At 69.3% G+C, this 22,812-nt stretch carries 22 protein-coding genes and 3 pseudogenes; 11 read left to right on the top strand and 14 right to left on the bottom strand.

Annotated features, from left to right (window positions below):
• Nucleotides 1-154 precede the first annotated feature (154 nt).
• Nucleotides 155-607 (top strand): annotated as a pseudogene (locus OG390_RS40795) (sporulation protein); the annotation flags it as partial.
• Nucleotides 608-637: 30 nt separating this feature from the next.
• Here the strand turns inward: OG390_RS40795 and OG390_RS40790 are convergent.
• Complete coding sequence (locus OG390_RS40790) at nt 638-1,318, bottom strand: hypothetical protein (protein ID WP_406175000.1); 681 nt, start codon at nt 1,316-1,318, stop codon at nt 638-640.
• Between the two features lie 108 nt (nt 1,319-1,426).
• Between OG390_RS40790 and OG390_RS40785 the strand changes: the two genes are divergently transcribed.
• Nucleotides 1,427-1,882, top strand: coding sequence for a tellurite resistance TerB family protein (locus tag OG390_RS40785; RefSeq protein WP_406174998.1), 456 nt, complete (start codon nt 1,427-1,429; stop codon nt 1,880-1,882).
• Between the two features lie 217 nt (nt 1,883-2,099).
• Here the strand turns inward: OG390_RS40785 and OG390_RS40780 are convergent.
• Nucleotides 2,100-2,321: pseudogene (locus OG390_RS40780) on the bottom strand (M56 family peptidase); the annotation flags it as partial.
• Between the two features lie 6 nt (nt 2,322-2,327).
• A complete protein-coding gene (locus OG390_RS40775) occupies nt 2,328-2,714 on the bottom strand; it encodes a BlaI/MecI/CopY family transcriptional regulator (RefSeq protein WP_406174996.1) in 387 nt (128 codons plus the stop codon).
• 192 nt (nt 2,715-2,906) lie between these two features.
• Here OG390_RS40775 and OG390_RS40770 point away from each other — a divergent pair, with 192 nt between their 5' ends.
• Nucleotides 2,907-3,173, top strand: a complete 267-nt coding sequence (locus OG390_RS40770; RefSeq protein WP_406174994.1) for a GlsB/YeaQ/YmgE family stress response membrane protein — start codon at nt 2,907-2,909, stop codon at nt 3,171-3,173.
• Between the two features lie 123 nt (nt 3,174-3,296).
• The gene (locus OG390_RS40765) at nt 3,297-3,872 is read left to right on the top strand and encodes a TerD family protein (protein ID WP_406174992.1); all 576 of its coding nucleotides are present in this window, start codon (nt 3,297-3,299) and stop codon (nt 3,870-3,872) included.
• 464 nt (nt 3,873-4,336) lie between these two features.
• Here OG390_RS40765 and OG390_RS40760 read toward each other — a convergent pair whose 3' ends face one another.
• The gene (locus OG390_RS40760) at nt 4,337-4,546 is read right to left on the bottom strand and encodes a hypothetical protein (protein ID WP_406174990.1); all 210 of its coding nucleotides are present in this window, start codon (nt 4,544-4,546) and stop codon (nt 4,337-4,339) included.
• Between OG390_RS40760 and OG390_RS40755 the strand changes: the two genes are divergently transcribed.
• Nucleotides 4,545-4,751: a hypothetical protein gene (locus tag OG390_RS40755; protein ID WP_406174988.1), complete on the top strand. Its 207-nt coding sequence runs from the start codon at nt 4,545-4,547 to the stop codon at nt 4,749-4,751. The genes OG390_RS40760 and OG390_RS40755 overlap by 2 nt on opposite strands.
• A 104-nt stretch (nt 4,752-4,855) precedes the next feature.
• Here the strand turns inward: OG390_RS40755 and OG390_RS40750 are convergent, their stop codons facing one another.
• The 3 genes from OG390_RS40750 to OG390_RS40740 form a co-directional block, all read right to left on the bottom strand.
• Nucleotides 4,856-6,289 (bottom strand): flotillin family protein, encoded by a 1,434-nt coding sequence (locus tag OG390_RS40750; protein ID WP_406174986.1) that lies wholly within the window; start codon nt 6,287-6,289, stop codon nt 4,856-4,858.
• Between the two features lie 125 nt (nt 6,290-6,414).
• Nucleotides 6,415-6,930 carry a hypothetical protein gene (locus tag OG390_RS40745; RefSeq protein ID WP_406174984.1) on the bottom strand — a complete coding sequence of 172 codons (516 nt, stop codon included), beginning with the start codon at nt 6,928-6,930 and terminating at the stop codon, nt 6,415-6,417.
• 172 nt (nt 6,931-7,102) lie between these two features.
• On the bottom strand, nt 7,103-8,503 hold the full coding sequence (locus tag OG390_RS40740) for an amino acid permease (protein ID WP_406174982.1): 1,401 nt from the start codon (nt 8,501-8,503) through the stop codon (nt 7,103-7,105).
• Between the two features lie 283 nt (nt 8,504-8,786).
• On the opposite strand from OG390_RS40740, the gene OG390_RS40735 reads away from it, so the two are divergent.
• Entirely contained in the window at nt 8,787-9,542 is a 756-nt protein-coding gene (locus tag OG390_RS40735; protein ID WP_406174980.1) for a hypothetical protein, read from the top strand.
• Nucleotides 9,543-9,708: 166 nt separating this feature from the next.
• Here OG390_RS40735 and OG390_RS40730 read toward each other — a convergent pair whose 3' ends face one another.
• From OG390_RS40730 to OG390_RS40700, 7 genes are all read right to left on the bottom strand, one after another.
• Nucleotides 9,709-12,261, bottom strand: coding sequence for an ATP-binding protein (locus tag OG390_RS40730; protein ID WP_406174978.1), 2,553 nt, complete (start codon nt 12,259-12,261; stop codon nt 9,709-9,711).
• Between the two features lie 8 nt (nt 12,262-12,269).
• Nucleotides 12,270-12,956, bottom strand: coding sequence for a response regulator (locus OG390_RS40725; RefSeq protein ID WP_406174977.1), 687 nt, complete (start codon nt 12,954-12,956; stop codon nt 12,270-12,272).
• A 159-nt stretch (nt 12,957-13,115) separates the two neighbouring features.
• Nucleotides 13,116-13,730, bottom strand: a complete 615-nt coding sequence (gene kdpC, locus OG390_RS40720; RefSeq protein WP_406174976.1) for a potassium-transporting ATPase subunit KdpC — start codon at nt 13,728-13,730, stop codon at nt 13,116-13,118.
• Between the two features lie 5 nt (nt 13,731-13,735).
• Entirely contained in the window at nt 13,736-15,871 is a 2,136-nt protein-coding gene (kdpB, locus tag OG390_RS40715; protein ID WP_406174974.1) for a potassium-transporting ATPase subunit KdpB, read from the bottom strand.
• Nucleotides 15,868-17,532 carry a potassium-transporting ATPase subunit KdpA gene (gene kdpA, locus OG390_RS40710; RefSeq protein ID WP_406174973.1) on the bottom strand — a complete coding sequence of 555 codons (1,665 nt, stop codon included), beginning with the start codon at nt 17,530-17,532 and terminating at the stop codon, nt 15,868-15,870. The genes kdpB and kdpA overlap by 4 nt, the downstream gene beginning before the upstream one ends.
• A gap of 8 nt (nt 17,533-17,540) precedes the next feature.
• Nucleotides 17,541-17,630, bottom strand: a complete 90-nt coding sequence (gene kdpF, locus OG390_RS40705) for a K(+)-transporting ATPase subunit F (protein WP_033264828.1) — start codon at nt 17,628-17,630, stop codon at nt 17,541-17,543.
• Nucleotides 17,627-18,133, bottom strand: coding sequence for an alpha/beta fold hydrolase (locus OG390_RS40700; RefSeq protein WP_406174971.1), 507 nt, complete (start codon nt 18,131-18,133; stop codon nt 17,627-17,629). The genes kdpF and OG390_RS40700 overlap by 4 nt, the downstream gene beginning before the upstream one ends.
• On the opposite strand from OG390_RS40700, the pseudogene OG390_RS40695 reads away from it, so the two are divergent.
• The 5 genes and pseudogenes from OG390_RS40695 to OG390_RS40675 form a co-directional block, all read left to right on the top strand.
• Nucleotides 18,042-18,518: pseudogene (locus OG390_RS40695) on the top strand (NAD-binding protein); the annotation flags it as partial. The gene OG390_RS40700 and the pseudogene OG390_RS40695 overlap by 92 nt on opposite strands.
• A gap of 21 nt (nt 18,519-18,539) precedes the next feature.
• Nucleotides 18,540-18,821: a cation:proton antiporter regulatory subunit gene (locus OG390_RS40690; protein WP_406178164.1), complete on the top strand. Its 282-nt coding sequence runs from the start codon at nt 18,540-18,542 to the stop codon at nt 18,819-18,821.
• A 300-nt stretch (nt 18,822-19,121) separates the two neighbouring features.
• Entirely contained in the window at nt 19,122-21,035 is a 1,914-nt protein-coding gene (locus OG390_RS40685) for an APC family permease (RefSeq protein ID WP_406178162.1), read from the top strand.
• A gap of 154 nt (nt 21,036-21,189) precedes the next feature.
• Nucleotides 21,190-21,600 carry a hypothetical protein gene (locus tag OG390_RS40680; protein ID WP_406174969.1) on the top strand — a complete coding sequence of 137 codons (411 nt, stop codon included), beginning with the start codon at nt 21,190-21,192 and terminating at the stop codon, nt 21,598-21,600.
• A gap of 129 nt (nt 21,601-21,729) precedes the next feature.
• On the top strand, nt 21,730-22,191 hold the full coding sequence (locus tag OG390_RS40675; protein ID WP_406174968.1) for a CBS domain-containing protein: 462 nt from the start codon (nt 21,730-21,732) through the stop codon (nt 22,189-22,191).
• Nucleotides 22,192-22,812 lie beyond the last annotated feature (621 nt).

The following is a 22,812-nucleotide window of genomic DNA, read 5'->3' as shown; positions in this document are numbered from 1 at the left end:
ATCCCTGCACCTCAAGTTGAGCTCGCGGAGGCAGCCCGGCACAACTCGGTTGCCCATCGCGTACGTTGGGGGCTCGCCCTTCACCCCACGGTAATGGAGACGCAAAGCACGCTGGTCAAGTAGTCGGACACCGCCTACTTGCGGCGTTTCCGGACTGCCCTTCTACCAGGAGATCGAGCTCACCCCCTCCCCGCAGTACGCGCACCAGGTCAACGAGATCGAACTGACCTTCCTCGCGAACCCCGGCGGCATGGAGGTGATCCTGGAAGCCGACAAGCGCGGCGGCCTCTTCTCCGAGGGCCACGACGCGCTCACCCGCTTCACCGTGAACCACCACGACGCCCGCGACTGGAACACCGAAGTCGACGGCTGGATCCGCCAGTTGGTCGAGCACAGGGCGTCGTACGCCCCCCAGACCCCGTACGGGCACGAAGGCCACTACGGGCACGACGGCCACGACGACCACCACGACGGCCCCGGTATCGGCATCGCGGTGGCGGTGGGCGCGGCCGGACTCGCGGTCGGCGTCGTCGGCGGCATGGTCGCGGCCGAAGTCGTCGACGAGATCGGCGATTTCTTCGAGGGCGACGAGGACGACGAGGACTGAGCCGGCAGGGCAGGGCAGGTCGGCCGGCGGTCAGGCGTTGATCGTCTTCAGAAATGGCTCGGCGTCCTCGGGCTCGGCCAGCCGTCCCAGATTGAGCCAAGACCCGTCCGCGAAGTGGACGAAGAAGTGACGTTGGCCCGGTTCCCTATGGAGCCGGCCTTCGTGGTGTGCGAACTCGGTGACAATGTCGAAGTCGTCGGCCTTGGTGGGCGACAGGCGGCGCCCTGGCGAGGCGGCGAGACAGATGCGGTCCCGGGTCAGCAGGAGCAGCCGCCTGGGGTTGGGCGAGTGCCCGTACCAGCGCAGCAGCAGCTGTCCCGCCGTGAGGGTCCAGTCGCCGTCGAAGACGTCGTGGGCCGGCGCGGGGCGACGGGAGCGGTCGTCGTCGGTGGCGCCCGGTGCCTGTCCATTCGTCTCGCGCGCCGCCCGCTGCCGGGCCTGCGCCTGACGGTCACGCTTCGAGCTGAGCAGCCAGTCGATCTTGTTCATCAGCTGGTCGGCGAGGAAGTACGGGATGATGATCGCGGCGGCCAGCGTCATGCCGATGTAGTACAGCCAGTGTCGACCCGCCTTCAGACGCCCCTTGCCTGCCGCGCGGTGGACGTCCTTGGGCGGAGTGGGGATGTCCTTGCGCAGCCCGCACCAGACCAGGGCCAGGGGGTCTTCGCCCAGGATCTTCTTCGCCCTCCGGTGTACCTTGCGCTTCGCCATGCCCTGCTCTCCTGGTGAACATCTTCGGAACGGCCGGAACTTATCCGCCGCGCCACTAGTTTCTACGTTGCTGTAGATCTCTTACTACATCGAAGACATGGAGTTCGAATGGCCCTGTGGGACCGCATCAAGGAGTCCGCATCGACGATGCAGACCCAGCTGGTGGCGAAGAAGAACGACCTGAAGAGCGGGGCCTTCCGGGATGCGAGCATGGCGATGTGCGCGCTCGTCGCGGCGGCGGACGGATCGATCGACCCGTCCGAGCGGCAGCGCGTGGCCCAGCTGATCGCGACCAACGAGGTGCTGCAGAACTTCGACGCCACCGACCTCCAGCGCCGCTTCGACGACAACCTGAACAAGCTGACGGCCGACTTCGCCTTCGGCAAGGTCAGCGTGCTCCAGGAGATCGCCAAGGCGAAGAAGAAGCCCGCCGAGGCGCGTGCCGTCATCCAGATCGGCATCGTCATCGGCGGCGCCGACGGCGACTTCGACAAGACGGAGCAGGCCATCGTGCGCGAGGCGTGCTTCACACTCGACCTGCCCCCGCACGAGTTCGACCTCTGATCGAGCACGGAATGCGCGCCGGTCCGGGCCTGTAGAGGTACCGCCCGGCGCGCTGTCCACACCCCTAGCGACTGAGTCGTTGACGCGTCGTTTGATATGCATGGGGCGTCCGGGGCCGCGGATGGCTGAGTTGGTGTCTGGGCATCAGCGCGAGGTGCCGGGTGGGTGGATTCGGGCTCAATCCACGCCGCAGGAACTGACGTTAAGAGCGGGGATCCTCCGGGTCCGACCCGCCGTCGGGCAGCGGGTTGCCGGGCAACTGGGCGACCCCCACCACCATCAGCAGCCCCAGGCACACGGAGCTGCACGTCGCCATGGCCGCAGCCAGTCCGGTCAGCAGCCGCGTGGCGGTGCGGGGGTGCAGGTGCTGTTCGGCAAGGCGGGCGATCGGCCACGCCGTGAGTGGCAGGACCAGCGGAAGGAAGACGAACACCCCCATCAGGCTTCAGTTCTCCCCTTCGGCCTTCGCCCGGCCCAGCAGTTCCCGCAGCAGACGTTCGTCGCCCGGCTCCAGGGAGGTGACGAAGCTGGCAAGGACCCCTTCCCGGTCGCTCTCGCCATCCAGCAGCTTGCGCATCTTGTGCGCGGCGAGCCCCGCCTGGTCGGACACCGGCGTCCACACGAAGGACCGGCCCGCACGCTCCCGGGTCACCGCACCCTTGGCCAGCAGCCTGGTCAGGATCGTGATGACCGTCGTATAGGCCAGGTCCCCGCCGACGTGTTCCAGGACCCAGCCCGCGGTCGCCGCGCCCTCCGCCTCCCGCAGGGCCGACAGGACCAGCCCTTCCAGCTCCCCCTGCCCCCTGCGCCGGGGTCGCTGCCGCTCGTTCATCACACCCTCTCCCCCTTCCGCTGCACCGCAGTTCATAAGCGGTCCATCGTAAAGACCACTCACACCGCTCCGCTGACGGCGAGCAGCGTGCGGCCTCACCCGCACCGTCTCTACAAAATTGTAGAAGCTACGCTGCCGAAGCGTTTCCCCCGGGGAACGAACTGAAAAGACCAACGAAAGAGAGCAGGAGACATGGGTGTCATTGCGTGGCTGGTTCTCGGGCTGCTTGCCGGGGCGATAGCCAAGGCCGTCCTGCCCGGGCGCGATCCGGGCGGACTCATCGGCACGACTCTGATCGGCATCGTCGGCGCCTTCCTGGGCGGCTGGCTGTCGGCGAAGTTCCTCGACCGGCCGGTCCAGCGCGAGTTCTTCGACCTCGCCACCTGGGCATCGGCGATCGGTGGTGCGCTGGTCCTGCTGATCGGCTACCGCCTTCTGTTCGGCAACTCCCGCGACTGACACACCCTTTGGTCCAGCCCTCTCCGAACCGACCTCGTTCACATCCTCTACAGTGCCGTAGAGTTTTCGGACGGGCTCGCACAGGCGATCCCATTCCGGACGGTTTCCAAGGAGGAGAGCAGCGTGGGAGTTTCCCTGTCCAAGGGCGGCAATGTCTCGCTCAGCAAGGAGGCTCCGGGCCTGACCGCGGTCCTGGTCGGCCTGGGCTGGGACGTGCGCACCACCACGGGTACCGACTACGACCTCGACGCGTCCGCTCTGCTGCTCGACGCGTCCGGCAAGGTCCTGTCCGACCAGCACTTCATCTTCTACAACAACCTGAAGAGCCCGGACGGTTCGGTCGAGCACACCGGTGACAACCTCACCGGTGAGGGCGAGGGCGACGACGAGTCGGTCAAGGTGAACCTCGCGGCCGTACCGGCCGAGGTCGACAAGATCGTGTTCCCGGTCTCCATCCACGACGCCGAGAACCGCGGCCAGAGCTTCGGCCAGGTCCGCAACGCCTTCATCCGCGTGGTGAACCAGGCCGGCGGCCAGGAGATCGCCCGCTACGACCTGTCCGAGGACGCCTCGACCGAGACCGCGATGGTCTTCGGCGAGCTCTACCGTAACGGCGCCGAGTGGAAGTTCCGTGCGGTCGGCCAGGGTTACGCCTCCGGGCTGGCCGGCATCGCCTCCGACTTCGGCGTCAACGTCTGACCCCTTGTTCCCCTGCCGCCCGCATGGTCACCCAATCCCATGCGGGCGACAGGCTTTTCCTGGTCGTGGAGGAGGGTGGTTCGCGTCGCCCGGAAGCGGTAGGACGGCCTCAACGTCCCACTGCCACACCACAGTTGTGACTCCGGCAAGGCGCGTATCCCTACGGGGCGGGTTGAAGGCATGGTGAGCACCACGACACAGCCCGCGCGGGTTCGCGCGGCGGTGCCGGCCACGGGGGTCGTCGTCCCCTCGTCCGACGGCTGACCACGCCCCTCTGGAAGAGCGTGCGGTATCCGCTGGGCCGGTCGGCTTCGCGTACTGGGCGGTGCCGCGGATGGAGTACGCCTGGTTCTTCCATCATTCCGCCGCGATGGAATTCGGCGTGCCCGCCGAGTGCGGGCCCGTCATGACCCTGGCCCTCTTCGGCTGCTCGCTCATCCTGGGCGCGGCCGGTCGCTCTACAGCTACGCGCACATGCGCAGGTTGTAGCCGTGGGCATCGCACTGGGCCGCAGCGCAGCCGCCGTGTACCTCGTCGGCGGCCCGGCGTCGCTCCTCCCGGCGGTGAAACCACTCGCCAAGCCGTGACCCGCTGATGAGACCTGCCGCGAACAGCAGGAGGCCGGTCTGTACCGCGGTGGCGGTAAGAGCTGCTTCCGCGGTGTGCGGGCTCATGCCACGCAGCACAGCGGGAACCATCCCACCGACCCAGACCACCAGCAGTGCGACCCCGCGGACGCGGATACCCCCCAAACTGGTACGCCGCCGGACCCACCGCGGCGCCCAGCCACACAGCGAGGCTACGGCCAAGGGCAACACGAACACCGACCAGCCTGCCGACCAGAGCCACACGAACACGGCCCGCACTCCCTATCTGTGAAGCCGCCCAGCGGCTCATACTCCGATGCGACTCATCCCGCGGGTGGCTCATGAGCGAGCCCGGACGGCGATACCGCTGTCCGGGCTCTGCCTCACTCGGCTCGATCAGTCGGTGATGGCGATCTTTCCGTTGGCCTCGGCGGGTGCCGTGGTCGTCGGCTGCGATCCGTCGGCCCGCTGGGTGATGCCCTTCAGCAGCTCGGCGAGGTCGACTCCGGTGGTGGAGCTGAGGAGCTCCATGCCCTGGGCGACGTTGTCGGCCACCGTGCGCGACAGCTGGGAGGCGCCGTCCGTGGAGATCACCGTCATCTTGTCGATGGCGCTGAGCGGCTCGGACGCCTTGGCGACCACCTGCGGCAGCGCCTCGACGAGCATCTGCATCTTGGCCGCGTCGCCGTACCGGGCGAACGCGTCCGCCTTCTTCTGCATGGCCTCCGCCTCGGCCGAGCCCTTCGCGGCGATCGCGGCGGCCTCCGCCTCGCCCTCGATCCGGACGGCGTCGGCGAGCGCGGCGCGGTGCGCTTTCTCGCCCTCACCGGTCAGCCGGGAGCGCTGGGCGTCCGCCTCGGCCTGCTTGACCAGGGCGATCCTGCGGGCCTCGGCCTCCTGCTCGGCCTGGTAGCGGGCGGCGTCGGCCGGCTTGCGGACCTTGGTGTCCAACTCCCGGTCGGTCAGCGCGGCCTGGCGCTCGGCGACCTTCTCCTGCTCGGACAGGACGTCCTGGCGGCGGGCGGCCTCGGCCAGCGGGCCGGCGGCTGCGGCGCGGGCCGCGGCCTCGTCCGTCTCGGCCTTGATCTCGGCCTGCTTGAGCGCGAAGGTCCGCTGGGCGATCGCGATCTCCTCCTCCGCCTTCAGCCGGGCCTGCTCGGCGGCGCGGCGGGCCACCGCCTCGGCGATGTCGGCCTCCTGCTTGGCGCGGGCGGCCTCCGGGCGGCCGAGGTCCTCCAGGTAGGAGCCCTCGGTGGTGATGTCCTGGATCTGGAAGGCGTCCAGCACCAGGCCCTGCCCGGACAGGCTCGCCTCGGCCTCCTCGGCGACCTGTCCGGCGAACGCGGCCCGGTCACGGATGATGTCCTCCACCGACATCCGGCCGACGATGGCGCGCAGCGCGCCGGACAGCACTTCCTGGGTGAAGCCGACGATCCCGTCCTGCTGCATCAGGAATCGTTGGGCGGCGGCGCGGATGGAGTCCTCGGAGCCGCCGACCTTGACGATCGCCACACCCTCCAGATGGGCCTTGACGCCCCGGAGGGTGACCGCGCCGCGCACCGCGACCGGGATGTGCCGGGAGGACAGGTCGAGGGTGAACTTCTGCTGCACGAACGGCACGACGAACACGCCGCCGCCGACCACGACCTTCTGTCCGCTGTTGTCGGTGAACACCCGGCCGGTCTCCGGGTCGGTGGCCTGCTTGCCGCGCCGCCCGGTGACGATGAACGCCTCGCTCGGACCCGCCACCTTGTAGCGGGTGATGACCACCAGCGCGAGCAGCACGAGGAGTACGACGACTCCCAACACGGCGATGACGACTGAACTCATGATGATTTCCCCTCAGCCCTCCCAGGGGACGGCAGATCGAAACGGGTCACTAAAAAAGGGCAGGAAAGAACAGCAACTGCAGGGGCGCTCTGGGACGAGCGCCGAATGGAGCTGCAGGCAATCGGTCAGCGCTCGACCTGGCGTACGGAGACCGCCGTATGAGACAGAGCCTCTTCCACCCACACCTCGGCGCCGCGGGCCACCGGGACCGGACTCTTCGCCACGAGCTTCACCCGCTGCCCGCCCAGCTGCACCAGGATCTCGCCGTAGCCGTCAGCCGGGATGGCGGTCACCACCGACCCCGGTACGCCGATCAGGTCGTCGTCACGCGGTGCCGCTCCGGATCGGTCGCTCATCAGGGCGCGGCTGAGCCGGTACGCGAGCCAGCCCGTGGCGACTCCGGCCGGCACGCCGATCGCGGTGGCGCCGACGGCCCCCAGCCCGGTGGTGCCCATGGCGATCGCTCCGGAGAAGCCGAGCATCGACACGAATCCGGCGATGACGGGAAGCGACAGCAGCCCGTCGAAGAGACCGTCCAGCGCGCTCACGCCGCCGAAGACCCCTTCGAGGACACCGTCGAAGAGGAGAGACAGAGCAAGGAGAACGACCCCCGCAATGCCGAGACCCAGAAACCAGGCCATCCGCACCCACCGCCTCTCCCTGCCCGACCCCGCTGTTCAACGCATGCTCACATGGCAATGCCGTGCAGGACATTGCCAGGTCCCGGCAATCTTCACACTTCTTTGATGCCGTACTCTCCACCGCCGGTCCCGGCTCGACGGCCGGGAGCGGCGGACGCCGGCGACCGCCCCGTCAGGCCGCCTCGGCGCGGGACTCGACGTCCTCGATGCCGGTGGGGCGTCCCGCCCGGGTCCAACGGGCGTACAGGGCGCCCGCGATGAGGAGCGTCGCGGCCAGGGACAGCATCGGCCAGCCGCGGAGCAGGTTCACCGCGAGGGTGAAGGCGACCGCGGCCGCGGCGAGAGCGTTGACCCAGGCCAGCGCCTTCTTGTTCGCGCGGCTCGCGAAGCGGGCCATGGCGACGAGGCCGACCAGGAAGCTGACGAAGACGGCTACGGCGTAGAACAGGACGAGTTCCTGTTCCTGGCCCGCCGCGGCCACGATGATCAGCGCGGCAGCGGCCAGGTAGACCACCACGGACCAGTACGGGGTGTGGTGTCGGTTGGTCCGGCCGAGCACGGGCGGCAGTACACCCGGCTGGTCGGCTGTCCCCGCCAGTGCCTTCAGCAGTCCGGGGCCGGCCTGGAAGGACGAGCTGGCCGCTGCGAGCAGCAGCAGCGAACTGGTCAGCTGGAAGGCGCCGTAGAGCCAGCCCGGCCCGGCGGCGGCGTGCGCGATGTCGGCGATCTGCGTGGAGTCCGCGCCGGGGATGCCGATGTGCAGGCGTACGGCCAGGGCGGTCAGGGCGAGGGTCAGGCCGCCGACGATCACCAGGAGCAGTGCGAGCGTGCCGCGGCCGAAGCGGCGGCGGTGGGTGTCGTCGAGCTGGCCGAGCTGGGCGATCGCGGTCGAGGGGGCCTCGACTCCCGTGGCCAGGGCCATGGCGACCGGGAAGGCGAGCACCACCGCGAGGACCGCCGAGCGGCCGGGATCGGCGGAGTTCGCCGCGTGGCCGGCGGTGTGGGGCGAGGTGAAGCCCAGGACCAGGACGGCCACGCAGATCACCACGAACGCCACGGTCATCCCGGCGAAGAGCAGCCGCCCGCCGTGCCCGAACCAGGTCAGCGCGGCCACCACCACGAGCAGCACCAGCGCCAGCGGGATGCGCCACGGGGCCAGGCCCGGGAAGAGCGCGATGACCGCGCTCGCCGCGGCCGCGATCGAGATGCCGATGGTCAGCACGAAGTCGACGACCAGGGCGCCGATGGGCAGGAACGTCCAACGCGGCCCGAAGGCCCGCCCGGCCGCGGCCGCCGCACCACCGCCTTTGGGGAAGCGCCGCACCAGCTGCCAGTAGTTGGCCGTCACCACCACGACGAGCCCGATCACCAGGCTCATGGTGGGCAGCAGCAGGGCGAGGTCGCCGTGCAGGGCGCGCAGTGCGGCCTCGATCGCGTACGCCACCGAGGAGACCGGGTCCGCGATCACCGCGAAGGCGAACGCGAAGAAGAGAACGGAGCGGCGCGGACCACTGCCACGCGCAGCGGTGACCGGGGCGGCCGCGGCAACGGCGGCCGTCTTGGAGAGGGGCACGCGAAGACCTTCCCTGACGTCCTTGCGGACGGATTGAAAGAGGGGATACTCCGCCGACCAGACTTCCCGGCACACCTACTTACGACCACGACTTGCGCCTACGACGGTACGTCAGAAAGCCGTCAGTGAGGTGTTAAGGAAGCGTCAGGATTGACCCAACGGAGCGTGCACGCCATCGCCCCACGCCCACGTCCTCTGCTGCCGGGACACGGCAATGTCCGGCCTCCCGACCTGCGGACATGAGCCCTTACCCACGGCGGGCGCCGTGAGCCATGCTCCGCTCATGGTCCGTATCAGCCACCTGGTCACTGTCGAGCCCGTACGGCGTCGCTGGGTCGAGCAGGCCCTCCTCTCGCTCTACGAGCTGGCGCAGGAGACTCATGCCGAAGAAGGGCAGGTGCTGCTCCCCAACGGGCGCGCCGTGCCCGACGTACTGCTGGTGGAGGGACGGCATCTGGCACCGGGCGCGGTGTACGAGAGCGCCGACGACTCGGCTCGGCTGCGGCTGACCGTGCGGCACTGGGACCGGAGGTCGACGCTGCGGTTCGAACAGATCCTCAGCGACGAGGAGTTGGTCATGGCCGCGCAGGGCGCGCTCCGCAGCATCGACCGCCCGCGCGAGGCCGAACTGCGGGGCTCCGTGCACTCCCCCGGCCGCTGGCCCTCGCTGCGACGCGCGGAGGGCGGCGCCCGCGTCGATCTGGACGCCTGGTGGAAGGCGACCACCGCACGGCGCTTCTCGGGCGCACCGCTCACGGCGACGCTGCGACACCGGCTCGGCGAGGCGACGGTGCGGGTGACGCCCCGCAGGTGCGAGGACGGCCGCTGGGAGGTCCGGGCCGTCCTCACGCTGCGCGGCCGCTCACTCGTGCGCCCGCTTGCCGCCGTGGGGCTCCGGCTGTTCCGCCGGTCCCTGGAACGGGCCTTCGCCCAGGCCCTGGACGACATGGCCCGGCAGTGGAACGAGACCGTGCCCGATGTCGTGGCCCAGGACGTGAGCCGGCTGCGCGAGGAGATCCTGAACGCCGTCGCCGAGTGATCCGGACCCTCCGCTTCACGGTCGCTGGGCGTGCCGTGCCGCTGGGTCGGCAATGAGGCGGCGCGCTCTTCGGCCGGGATCCCGCGGCCCATCGCTGATCCGGTGGTCCCCCGGCTCGGCGCGACCGTCGGCGGACCTCTGCCCGTCCTACCTCCGACCGTGACGACTACGACGTGGTCGTGGCCGGCAGGTCCGGGTGGGTTGGCCGGAGACAGGCCGCCGTCCGCAGGGTGAGGACCATGGTGAAGCCGCCGCCGGGGGTGTCCTCGGCGGTGAGGGTGCCGCCCATGGCCTCGGCGAAGCCGCGGGCGACCGCGAGGCCCAGGCCCACGCCGGCGCCGCGCGGGGCGTCGCCGTAGCGCTGGAAGGGCGCGAAGATGCGGTCCTTGGCCTCGTCGGGGACACCCGGCCCACGGTCCACCACGCGCACTTCAACGCGGTCACCGAGCGTACTCGCCATGACCACGACCCTCTCGCCGCGCGGGTTGTACTTGACGGCGTTCTCGACCACGTTGGCGACCGCGCGCTCCAGCAGGCCCGGGTCGACGGCGACCATGGGCAGGGTCTCGGGGATGTCCAGCTCCACGCTCTCTTCGGGATCCGTGATGCCGCCCAGCGCCATCGGCACCACCTCGTCGAGGTCGATTTCGCGGATCAGCGGGGCGAGTGTGCCGGTCTGGAGGCGGGACATGTCGAGCAGGTTGCCCACCAGGTGGTCGAGTCGGTCGGCGCCGTCCTCGATGCCTTCAAGGAGTTCGGCCTGGTCCTCCTCGGACCAGGCCACGTCGTCGGAGCGCAGCGAGGACACCGCGGCCTTGATGGCGGCCAGCGGGGTACGCAGGTCGTGGCTGACGGCGGCCAACAGGGCGGTGCGGATGCGGTTGCCCTCGGCCAGTTCCTTGGCCTGGTCGGCCTGGACCTGCAGCCGCTGGCGGTCGAGGACCACGGCGGCCTGGGCGGCGAACGCGGCCAGCACCCGGCGGTCCGAGGCCGGCAGCACCCGGCCCGACAGGGCGAGGCTCATATGGTCGCCGACCGGCATGTCGACGTCGGCGTCCTCGGGGCGTTCGAGCAGACGGGAGTCCCCGACGCCCGCGGTGACCGTCCACGGGTCGACCTCGCTCGCCCGCTCCAGCAGGGCGACCGTGTCCATGATGAAGGTCTCGCGGACCCGTTCAAGGAGGGCCTCCAGACTTGTTTCCCCTCTCAGCACGCTGCCGGCCAGGAAGGAGAGGATCTCCGACTCGGCGCGCAGCCGGGCCGCCTGGTGGGTGCGGCGTGCCGCCAGGTCCACGACCGACGCCACCGAGACCGCGACCGCGAAGAACACCGCGATGGCGACGATGTTCTCCGGGTCCGCGATGGTCCAGGTGTGCACCGGCGGTGTGAAGTACCAGTTGAGCAGGAGCGACCCGACGGCCGCCGAGGCCAGCGCCGGCAACAGCCCGCCGAGCAGGGCCGCTCCGACGGTGAGCGCCAGGAAGATCAGCACGTTGTTGGTCAGGTCCGGGCCCGTGTCGATGTGCGTGAGCGCGAAGGTGAGCAGGAGCGGGCCGAGCACGCCGACCAGCCAGCCCGAGACGAGGCGCGAGCGGCCCAGCCGGGCACCGCGCGCGATGGGCAGGCCGCGGCCCTTGGCGACCTCGTCGTGGGTGACGATGTGGACGTCCAGGTCGGGGCCCGACTCGCGGGCGACCGTGGCGCTCACCCCGGGGCCGAACATGTACTGCCAGGCTCGGCGGCGGCTGGCGCCGAGCACGATCTGGGTGGCGTTGACGCCGCGTGCGAAGTCGAGCAGTGCCGCCGGGATGTCGTCGCCGACGACGTGGTGGAAGGTGCCGCCGAGGTCCTCGACCAGGGTCCGCTGCATGGCGAGTTCCTTGGGCGAGGCGGCCGTCAGCCCGTCGCTGCGGGCGATGTAGACGGCCATCACCTCGCCGCCCGCGCCCTTCTCCGCCAGCCGGGCAGCGCGCCGGATCAGGGTGCGCCCTTCCGGGCCACCGGTCAGGCCGACGATGATCCGCTCCCGCGAGCCCCAGATCCTCGAGACTCCGTGCTCGCCCCGGTACTGCTTCAGGTATTCGTCGACCCGGTCGGCCACCCACAGCAGCGCGATCTCGCGCAGCGCGGTCAGGTTGCCGGGCCGGAAGTAGTTCGACAGGGCTGCGTCGACCTTGTCGGGCTTGTAGATGTTGCCGTGCGCCATGCGCCGGCGCAGTGCCTCCGGTGACATGTCGACCAGTTCGATCTGGTCCGCCCGGCGCACCAACTCGTCGGGCACCGTCTCCTTCTGCCGTACGCCGGTGATCGACTCGACGACGTCCCCGAGGGACTCCAGGTGCTGGATGTTGACCGTCGAGACGACGTCGATGCCGGCCGCGAGCAGTTCCTCGACGTCCTGCCATCGTTTGGTGTTGCGCGAGCCGGGCACGTTCGTGTGTGCCAGTTCGTCCACCAGGGCCACCTGCGGCTCGCGGGCCAGCACGGCGTCCACGTCCATCTCGCTGAACTTCGTGTCGCGGTAGTCGAGTTCCTTGCGCGGGATCTGCTCCAGTCCGTGGAGCATCACCTCGGTGCGCCGGCGGTGGTGGTGCTCCACGAAGGCGACCACGCAGTCGGTGCCCCGCTCGACGCGGCGGTGTGCCTCGGACAGCATCGCGTACGTCTTGCCGACGCCCGGTGCCGCACCGAGGTAGATCCGAAGCTTGCCGCGTCCCATGGCCGTTGTTACTCCTCGAAGCGATAGCCCATGCCGGGCTCGGTGATCAGGTAGCGGGGGTGTGAGGGATCCGCTTCCAGTTTGCGCCGCAGCTGGGCCATGTAGACGCGAAGGTAGTTCGTCTTGCCTCCGGCGGCGGGCCCCCACACCTCTTGGAGCAGCTGCCGCTGGGCGATCAGCCGCCCGGGGTGGCGGAGCAGGACCTCCAGCAGGTGCCACTCGGTCGGCGTGAGGCGGATGTCCCGGCCGCCGCGGGTGGCTTTCTTCGCCACGAGGTCGACGGTGAAGTCCTCGGTACGGATGACTCGCGAGACGTCGTCCGCGAGGGGGCCTGATTCCTGGTGGCGCAGGGCCACGCGCAGCCGGGCCAGGAGTTCCTCGATTCCGAATGGCTTGGTGATGTAGTCGTCGGCGCCGCTGTCGAGTGCCTGGATCTTCTCGGCCTCGGCCCGACGGGCGGATACCACGAGGATCGGCACCCGGCTCCAGCCGCGCAACCTCCTGATCACATCGAGGCCGTCGATATCCGGCAGGCCGAGATCGAGCAGCACCGCATCCGGCGGTCGGGCGACTGCCAGCCGCAGGGCGCCGGCGCCGTCGGGCGCGGCGTCCACTTCGTACTTACGCGCCTTGAGGTTGATCGTGAGGGCCCGAAGAAGCTGGAGATCGTCCTCCACCACCAGCACCCGCGTCATCGCCGTGCCGCCTTCCCTAACTCTGCGTGTGTTGATCCGGGCAGGAGACTTCCGCCTTCCCCGACCTGGTCTGCGGCAGCCGGCCCCGGACGCCGGGCCGGAGCCGACGGCCGGGGGCACCGGTGCCGTGGGCTCCCGGGGGCTGTCGTGGTGACACGATCAGCTCTTGTCGGCCAGGGCCCTGAGCGCGATGTTGAGTTCGAGGACGTTCACGTGGGGCTCGCCCATGAAGCCGGCCGTACGGCCGTCGGTGTGGTCGTTCACCAGCTTCTGCACCTGCGCGGCGGTCAGCCCGTTGGCCTGGGCCACCCGCTTGACCTGGATGTCGGCGTAGTCCGGAGAGATGTCCGGGTCGATCGCGGAGGCCGAGCCGGTGACCGCGTCCTTGGGTACCGCGGACTCGGGTACGCCGTTGAAGTCTGCGACCTGCTTCTTGGCCGCCTTGACCGCTTTGACGAGAGTCGGGTCGTCGGCGCCCAGCTGGCTGGAGCCGGTGGACAGCGGGTCGTAGCCGCTGTTGGACGGGCGGCCCTGGAACCACTTCGGGTCCGGCTTGTCGGTGCCCTTGATGTTCCAGCTCTGCCCGATGAGCGAGGAGCCGACTTCCTTGCCGTCGACCTTCACGATCGAACCGTTGGCCTTGTCGTTGAACAGGGCCTTCCCAATGCCGGTGATCGCCAGCGGATAGAGGATGCCGGTCACGACGGTCAGGACGAGCAGCATGCGCAGCGCCGCCCACACCATACGCCCGGAGTTCACAACGGAGTTGTTCATGCTGATCAACCGATTCCGGGGATGAAGGAGATGAGCAGGTCGATGATCTTGATGCCGACGAACGGGACGACCAGTCCACCGAGGCCGTAGATCCCGAGGTTGCGCCGCAGCATCTTGTCCGCACTCACCGGCCGGTACTGCACGCCGCGCAGGGCCAGCGGCACCAGCGCGATGATGACCAGCGCGTTGAAGATGACCGCGGAGAGGATCGCGGAGTCCGGCGAGGACAGCCGCATGATGTTGAGCTTGTCCAGGCCCGGGTAGACCGCCGCGAACAGCGCCGGGATGATCGCGAAGTACTTCGCGACGTCGTTGGCGATGGAGAACGTGGTCAACGCGCCCCGGGTGATGAGGAGTTGCTTGCCGATCTCGACGATCTCGATCAGCTTGGTCGGGTTCGAGTCGAGGTCGACCATGTTGCCGGCCTCCTTCGCGGCCGACGTACCCGTGTTCATCGCCACGCCGACGTCCGCCTGAGCGAGGGCCGGCGCGTCGTTCGTGCCGTCACCGGTCATCGCGACCAGCTTGCCGCCCGCCTGCTCCCGCTTGATGAGCGCCATCTTGTCCTCGGGAGTCGCCTCCGCGAGGAAGTCGTCGACGCCCGCCTCCTCGGCGATCGCCCTGGCCGTCAGCGGGTTGTCACCCGTGATCATGATCGTCTTGATGCCCATACGGCGCAGCTCGTCGAACCGCTCCCGCATGCCCTCCTTGACGACGTCCTTGAGGTGGATGACGCCCAACACCCGGGCGCCCTCCGCGTCTTCGACGGCCACCAGGAGCGGCGTACCGCCCGCCTCGGAGATCGCGTCGGTCAGCTCCGACGCGTCCTCGGCGACCGTCCCGCCCTGCTCCTGGACCCAGGCGACGACCGAACCGGCCGCGCCCTTGCGGATCTTGCGCCCGTCGACGTCCACACCCGACATCCGGGTCTGGGCGGTGAAGACGATCCACTCGGCGCCGGCCAGCTCACCCTGGTGACGCTCGCGCAGCCCGTACTTCTCCTTCGCCAGTACGACGATGGAGCGGCCCTCGGGGGTCTCGTCGGCCAGCGACGACAGCTGGGCGGCGTCGGCCACCTCGGCCTCGGTGGTGCCGCGCACCGGCACGAACTCGGACGCCTGGCGGTTGCCGAGCGTGATGGTGCCGGTCTTGTCGAGCAGCAGCGTCGAGACGTCGCCCGCGGCCTCAACGGCCCTTCCGGACATGGCCAGTACGTTCCGCTGCACCAGCCGGTCCATGCCCGCGATGCCGATCGCGGAGAGCAGCGCGCCGATCGTGGTCGGGATCAGGCAGACGAGCAGTGCCACCAGCACGACCATCGACAGATGCGTGCCCGCGTAGTCCGCGAACGGCGGCAGGGTGGCCACCGCGAGCAGGAAGACGATGGTCAGGGACGCGAGCAGGATGTTCAGCGCGATCTCGTTGGGCGTCTTCTGCCGGGCCGCGCCCTCGACCAGGGCGATCATCCGGTCGATGAAGGTCTCGCCGGGCTTCGTCGTGATCTTGATGACGATGCGGTCGGAGAGCACCTTCGTGCCGCCGGTGACCGCGGAACGGTCGCCGCCGGACTCGCGGATGACGGGCGCGGACTCGCCGGTGATGGCCGACTCGTCCACGGACGCGACGCCCTCGACGACGTCACCGTCGCCGGGGATGATGTCGCCCGCCTCGCAGACGACCAGGTCGCCGATGGTCAGCTCGGTGCCGGGGACCTGCTCCTCGCGGTCGCCCACGAGCCGCCTGGCCACCGTGTCCGTCTTGGCCTTGCGCAGGGTGTCCGCCTGCGCCTTGCCGCGACCCTCGGCCACCGCCTCCGCGAGGTTGGCGAAGATCACTGTCAGCCACAGCCAGGCGCTGATCGCCCAGCCGAACCAGTCGCCCGGGTCCTTGAAGGAGAAGATCGTCGTCAGGACCGAGCCGACCAACACCACGAACATCACAGGGGACTTGACCATGATGCGCGGGTCGAGCTTGCGGCAGGCGTCCGGCAGCGACTTGAGCAGTTGCTTGGGGTCGAAGAGACCGGCGCCGGCCTTGCCTTCGGCGGGCTTGTGCCCGGTCGGAGCGTCCTGATGGGGCGCGAGAGTGGGAGTGGACATGGCGTCCCTTTGGTTGTCCTGTTTCCGTATGCCGGTGGTCATGACGCCAGCCCCTCGGCCAGCGGGCCCAGCGCGAGCGCCGGGAAGAACGTCAGACCGGTGATGATCAGAATCGCGCCCACCAACAGGCCGGTGAACAGCGGCTTCTCGGTGCGCAGGGTGCCCGCGGTCGCCGGGACCGGCGTCTGCTCGGCGAGCGAACCGGCCAGCGCGAGGACGAACACCATCGGCAGGAACCGGCCCAGCAGCATGCACAGGCCCAGCGTCGTGTTGAAGAAGTCGGTGTTCGCGCCGAAGCCCGCGAACGCGGAGCCGTTGTTGTTCGACGCCGACGTGAAGGCGTACAGCACCTCGGAGAAGCCGTGCGCCCCGATGTTCGTCATCGCGTCCTTGCCGTCCGGCAGAGCCATCGCCAGCGCGGCGCCGATCAGCACCAGCGCCGGGGTGACGAGGATGTAGCAGGCCGCGAACTTGATCTCGCGGGTGCCGATCTTCTTGCCCAGGTACTCGGGCGTACGGCCGACCATCAGGCCGGCGATGAACACCGCGATGACCGCCATGATCAGCATGCCGTAGAGGCCGGAGCCGGTACCGCCGGGCGCGATCTCGCCCAGCATCATGCCCAGCATCAGGACGCCTCCGGACAGCCCGCTGAAGGAGTCGTGGAAGGAGTTGACCGAACCGGTCGAGGTCATCGTGGTGGAGACCGCGAACAGCGAGGAGTTGCCCTCACCGAACCGCTGCTCCTTGCCCTCCATCGCGCCGCCCGCCAGCTGCGCGGCGGTACCCGGGTGGGCGTACTCGAGCCAGGTGACGGCGAGCACGCCGGCGAACCAGATGAAGCCCATCGCGGCCACGATGGCGTAGCCCTGCTTCACATTGCCGACCATCCTGCCGAAGGTGCGCGGCAGCGAGAACGGGATCACGAGCAGCAGGAAGATCTCCAGCAGGTTGGTGAAGCCGTCGGGGTTCTCGAAGGGGTGCGAGGAGTTGGCGTTGAAGAAGCCGCCGCCGTTGGTGCCCACGTCCTTGATGGCCTCCTGGGAGGCGACCGCGCCGGGGCTGATGGCCTGCTTATCGCCGGACAGGGTGGTGAGGGTGTGGATGTCGCCGAAGTTCTGGATGGCGCCCGCCGCGATCAGCAGCACGGCGGCGATCACGGAGATCGGGATCAGGATCCGAACGATGCAGCGCACCAGGTCGGACCAGAAGTTGCCCAGGTCCCCGGTGCGGGAGCGCGCGAAGCCGCGCACCAGCGCGACGGCCACCGCGATGCCGACGGCCGCGGAGACGAAGTTCTGCACCGCCAGGCCCATCGTCTGGGTGACGTGGCTCATCGCCACCTCGCCCGAGTAGGACTGCCAGTTCGTGTTCGACACGAAGGAGGCGGCGGTGTTGAACGCCTGGTCCGCGCTGATCGGCTTGAAGCCGAGCGACAGCGGCAGCTTGTCCTGCACCCGCATGAGCAGGTAGAGGAACAGCACGCTCACCGCGGAGAAGGCCAGCACCCCGCGCAGATAGGCGGGCCAGCGCATCTCCGCGTCGGGGTTGGCGCCGACCGAGCGGTAGATCCAGCGCTCGACACGCAGGTGCTTCCTGGACTGGAAGACGGCGGCCATGTAGTCGCCAAGGGGACGGTGCACCAGGGCGAGCGCGCCGATCAGCGCGGTCACCAGGAGCACGTCAGCGAGTATGGGGCTCATGTCGCGGCTCAGAACCTCTCGGGGAAGACGAGGGCGAGGACGAGATAGCCCAGCAGGGCGACGGCCACGACCAGGCCGACGATGTTCTCGGCGGTCACAGCTTCGTCACCCCCTTGGCGACGAGGGCCACCAGCGCGAACACCGCGATCGTGGCGACGACGAAGGCCACGTCGGCCATCGTGAGCTCCTGGGTGAGGTTCGGGTGAGTACGGACCTCTAGAGGGAACCCAACCTTTCGGGCCTGACCGCGATCGTTAACGCCCCTCTTACGGCCCTCGGCGCAATCTTGACGGGATTCTGACGCCCAGTCGCCGACCAGGTGGAAGGGCACTGCGCGGCTCGGTCCGAAGACGACCTGAGCACCGATGTACGTGCGGCGGTCGGGCCACGGCAGCGGGCCGACGGCGCTCTGCAGGATCAGGCGCTCCACGAAGGCGGGATGCCGGGCGGCCATCGCGACCGCGGTCGGGGCTCCGCCCGAGACGCCGACGACCGCCGTGACCTCGCGGATGCCGAGGTGCGCGCACAGCGCGGCGGTGACATCGGCGCTGTTCACATCCACCTCGGCCGTGTGCGTCACCGGGCTGGCCGTCGTGGACACGGGAACGTACTGGAGCGGCTTCGGCGAGGGTGTGATCCTCACCCTGATCCAGGTCGGCGGGTTCGGCATCATGACGATGGACTCGCTGGCCAACGAGCTGATGCGCCGCGGCTGGGACGTGCTCGGCCTCGACACCGACGCCCGCCTCGTCCAGAAGTACAGCGACGCCCTCACCCACGCCGCGGTCGCCGACTGCACCGACGCCGAGGCCCTGCACCAGCTCGGCGTCCACGAGTTCACCAGCGCCGTCGTCGCCATCGGCAGCGACATCGAGGCGAGCATCCTGGTCAGCTCCAACCTGCTGGAGGCCGAAGTGCCCAACATCTGGGCCAAGGCCGTCAGCCGCCATCACGGCCAGATCCTCGAACGCCTCGGCGTCCACCACGTGGTCCTGCCCGAGCACGAGATGGGCGAACGCGTCGCCCACCTGGTCACCGGCCGGATGCTGGACTTCATCGAGTTCGACGACGACTACGCCCTGGTGAAGACCGTCGCCCCGGACGTCGCCACCGGCATCCCGCTCGGTCAGAGCCAGGTCCGCAGCACGTACGGCGTCACGGTCGTCGGCATCAAGCGCCCAGGCGAGGACTTCACCTACGCGACCGCCGAAACCGTGGTCCAGAAGGGCGACGTCATCGTCGTCACCGGCAAGACGCATGCGGTGGAGACCTTCGCCGAACTCGGCTGATCTGCTCCGGCCCGGGGCTTTCCCGTCTGCTCGGAGGTTGGGGAAACCGCATCCATCGGGAGGGTGTCCACGCAGTCACGGACGGCAGGGCGAGGTCGAGACCGCCCGCCATCCGCATGACTTCCATGCGTTCATGGCCCGCGAACCGCCCGTTCTCATCGAAATCTGGCGGCGGCGGTACCAGGCATAACGCCGGATGCACGATCTTAACGGCCCCTTGATGCCTTTCTGCGGCGCAGCATGCCTCAGGTGCTTCCTGCGCACCTAGCATCGCCAGATGTGAGGTCAGTGCCCAAACACATGCTCGTCGGCCGCCCCCTGCGCACCACCCAGCTCGGCGAGACCCTGCTGCCCAAGCGGCTGGCCATCCCGGTCTTCTGCAGCGACCCTCTCTCCTCGGTGGCCTACGCAACCGAGGAGATCCTGCTGATCCTCGCCTTCGGCGGCACCCAGCTTCTGCATCTCGCGTGGTACATCGCCGCCGCGATCATCCTGCTGCTCGTGGTGGTGATCTCCTCCTACCGGCAGACCTGCCACGCCTATCCCAACGGCGGCGGCGCCTATGCGGTCAGCGCCGAGAACCTCGGCCGGACCGCGGCCCTGACCGCGGCGAGCGCGCTGCTGGTGGACTACGTACTGACCGTCGCCGTCTCCGTGGTCGCAGGGGTCGCCGCAATCACCTCGGCCGCGCCCTCGCTGGGGAAGTACGCGGTGGAACTGTCCGTCGCCGCGGTGGGGCTGCTGACCCTGATGAACCTGCGCGGCGTGAAGGAGTCCGGCCGGGTCTTCGCCGTCCCGACCTACGGCTTCGTGCTCGGCATCTACGCGATGTTCGCCTTCGCCGCCGTACGCCTGGCCACCGGAGAAACGATCCGCGCCGAGTCGGCCCACCTGTCGATCCACGCCACCGGCGCCTACACCGGCCTGGCGCTGGCCTTCCTCGGCATGCGGGCCTTCGCCTCCGGCTGCACCGCGCTGACGGGTGTGGAGGCGATCAGCAACGGGGTGCCCGCCTTCCGCAAGCCCAAGAGCCGCAACGCCGCGCAGTCGCTGGTCATCATGGGCACGATGTCGATCAGTATGTTCGCCGGCATCACCGTCCTGGCCCTGCTCTACCGCGTCCATGTCGCCGACAACCCCACCGCGCTGGGGCTGCCCGCCGACGCGTCCACGCCGACCGCGCTCGCGCAGATCGCCAAGGCGTCCTTCGGCGACGTCACGTTCCTCTTCTACTACGTGCAGGCGTTCACCGCGGGCATCCTCATCCTTGCCGCCAACACCGCCTTCAACGGCTTCCCGCTGCTGTCCTCGCTGCTGGCCCAGCACCGCTTCCTGCCCCGCCAATTGCACAACCGCGGCGACCGGCTGGTGTTCTCCAACGGCATCGTGCTACTTGCGCTGGCCGCGATCGGGCTGATCATCGCGTTCGACGCGGACGTCTCCTCGATCATCCAGCTCTACATCGTCGGCGTCTTCGTCTCCTTCACCCTCTCCCAGGCGGGCATGGTCCGGCACTGGACCAAGGAGCTGGCCCACACGTCCGACCCGCCAGCGCGGCGCCGTATCCGCCGCTCACAGGCCATCAACGCCACCGGAGCGTTCTTCACCGGCATCGTGCTGGTCATCGTGCTCGTCACGAAGTTCCTGCACGGCGCGTGGATCGTCACGATCGCCATGCCGCTGCTGTTCGTCGCCATGCTGGGCATCCGCCGCCATTACGACCGCATCGCGAAGGTACTCGCCGTCGCACCGACCGCCGGGTCCCAGGCGCCCTCCCGCAACCACGCGATCGTGTTGGTCTCCCAGGTCCACGCCCCCACCCTGCGGGCCCTCGGCTACGCCCGCGCCACCCGCCCGCACATGATCGAGGCACTCAATGTCTCCGTGGAGCCCCACGAGAGCGACGAGCTCAAACGCCAGTGGGACGAACACAACCTGGACGTTCCCCTGGTGGTGCTCGACTCCCCCTACCGGGAGGTGACCCGCCCGGTCCTCGACTACGTCCGCCGCATCCGCCGCGAAAGCCCCCGCGATGTCGTCACCGTGGTCATCCCCGAGTACGTCCTCGGCCGCTGGTGGGAGCAACTGCTCCACAACCAGAGCGCCCTGCGGCTCAAGGCCCGCTTGTTGTTCATGCCCGGCGTCATGGTCACCAGCGTCCCCTACCAGCTCGACGCGGCCCTCCAGCAGCCCGGTGCCCCCGACTCCCCCTGACGTCCGCCGCCGGCCGTGTGCGTATGGAACGCGTCAACGTGCCGTAGGGGATCCATCAGGGAAGCCCAGGCCCGTCGCCAAGTCCGGCACCGCGTGCGTTCCTATGGAAGGAGGAGCACCTCCTGGGCGTAAGCGGTTGGGGAGAGGATTGACCATGGTGGAGTGGCGCCCGCTGCGCACCGCCGTCAGGCCGGTGGCCGAGCCGGTGGCGACCCCCTTCGTCTGGGCGGCGGCCTTCGTCGGCTCGTTCCTCCTCGTCGCGGTGCTCGGTGCCGTCGGCGGACCGGCCAGCTCCGCGATCGGCCTCGCCGCGCTGTGCGCGCTGGCGGTGCTGCTGGGCCTGCCCGCCCGCTTCCGCGCGGCCCCCGGCATCGCCACCGTCTGCTGGCTGTTCCTCAATGGCTATGCCATCGCCCCGCGCGGTGAGCTCGCCTGGCAGGGGCATCTCGACGCCGCCCGGCTCGTTCTGCTTCTCGCCGCCGCTGTCCTCGGCACGCTTATCGCGCGGATCGTCAATGCCGTCGGAGCCCACCACCGCGTTACACCGGGCCGGGGGCCACAATAGGAAAGACAGGGCCGCTGCTTTCCGGCTGCGTCCGAACACCATGAGAACTGCCGCGCGACGGCTGGTCAGCGCACAGCATCCAGGTGACGCTGCCTTGCAGGACGACCAACAGCGAAACAGGAGCCGATCGTGCGGGCACGTGACCTGGCAGTGGAGTACGAGACGGTCGGCGTCGACACCGACGCCATGGCAGCGGCCCGGCTGATGGCCGAGCACCGGCTCCCGGCCCTGCTGGTGGTGGACGGCGACGGCACGCCGAAGGCGATCCTGCCCGCCTCTCAGATGATCAAGATCCTGGTGCCGGCGTACGTGGTGGAGGACCCGACCTTGGCGGCGGTGGTGGACGAGCGTCACGCCGACCGGCTGTGCCAGGCACTCAAGGGCCGCACCGTACGCGACTGCCTGTCGAAGTCCGTGCCCGCGCCGCCGGTCGCCGCACCGGATGACACCGCGCTGGAGGTGGCGGCGCAGATGGCCCAGGTCCGCAGCCCGTTGGTGGCGGTCGTGGACAGGGACAAGACCGCCACGCGGCTGCTCGGAGTGATCACCGCCTCCCATCTGCTGGAGCGGCTCCTCGTCGCCGCGTCGTGAGCCGCCGGGGCCGTCCCCTTCGTAGATGTCCAGCCCCGGCCCAGTCCCAGCTGCTTGAGAGTGGCGCGTGCCTGAGGACCGACATGGGTGGCGATCACTTGCGTGCCGTGTGCCCTCGCCACACGCAGCGCCATGAAGAACACCGCACCACCGTCGCCGCTGAAATGCGTCACCTGCCCGAGGTCGACCTCAAGTACACCGGGCCGGGAGCCGAGAACGCCCCGCACTCTTCCCGATACGCCCGGCGTTCTGTGCGGTGATCTCACTCGAGAGTCGGACGACGACGTGTTCTCGGACGGATCCGGCACCGCGTCCACGGCGCCGGAACGGATGGAGCAGACGATTGTCCGCCCCCAGCAGTCCGCGGTGCTGGTGCGGCTCCCGGGCGGGGGAGAATCTGGCATCCGGGACTCCAGGGCAGGGGCGGTCGATTGCCGACCAGGCTTCCCGGCGCACCTGAGCCCAGGCCAGGGCCAACCGACTCCGGCCGCCGCCTGGCCGACCACGGCTGCCGGGATCCGGCAGCGTCCTGCCCCTCACGGTGCCTATGGGTGATCTATCAAAGACGTGTCAAGAACAGGTAAGGTTCCCATCGGTGTGCCGGGAAGCCTGGTCGGCGAG

The organism is Streptomyces sp. NBC_00996, assembly GCF_045162675.1.
GTDB lineage: Bacteria > Actinomycetota > Actinomycetes > Streptomycetales > Streptomycetaceae > Streptomyces.
The sequence above is the reverse complement of the archived record's forward strand: the minus strand, read 5'-3'. Positions and strand labels throughout refer to the sequence as shown.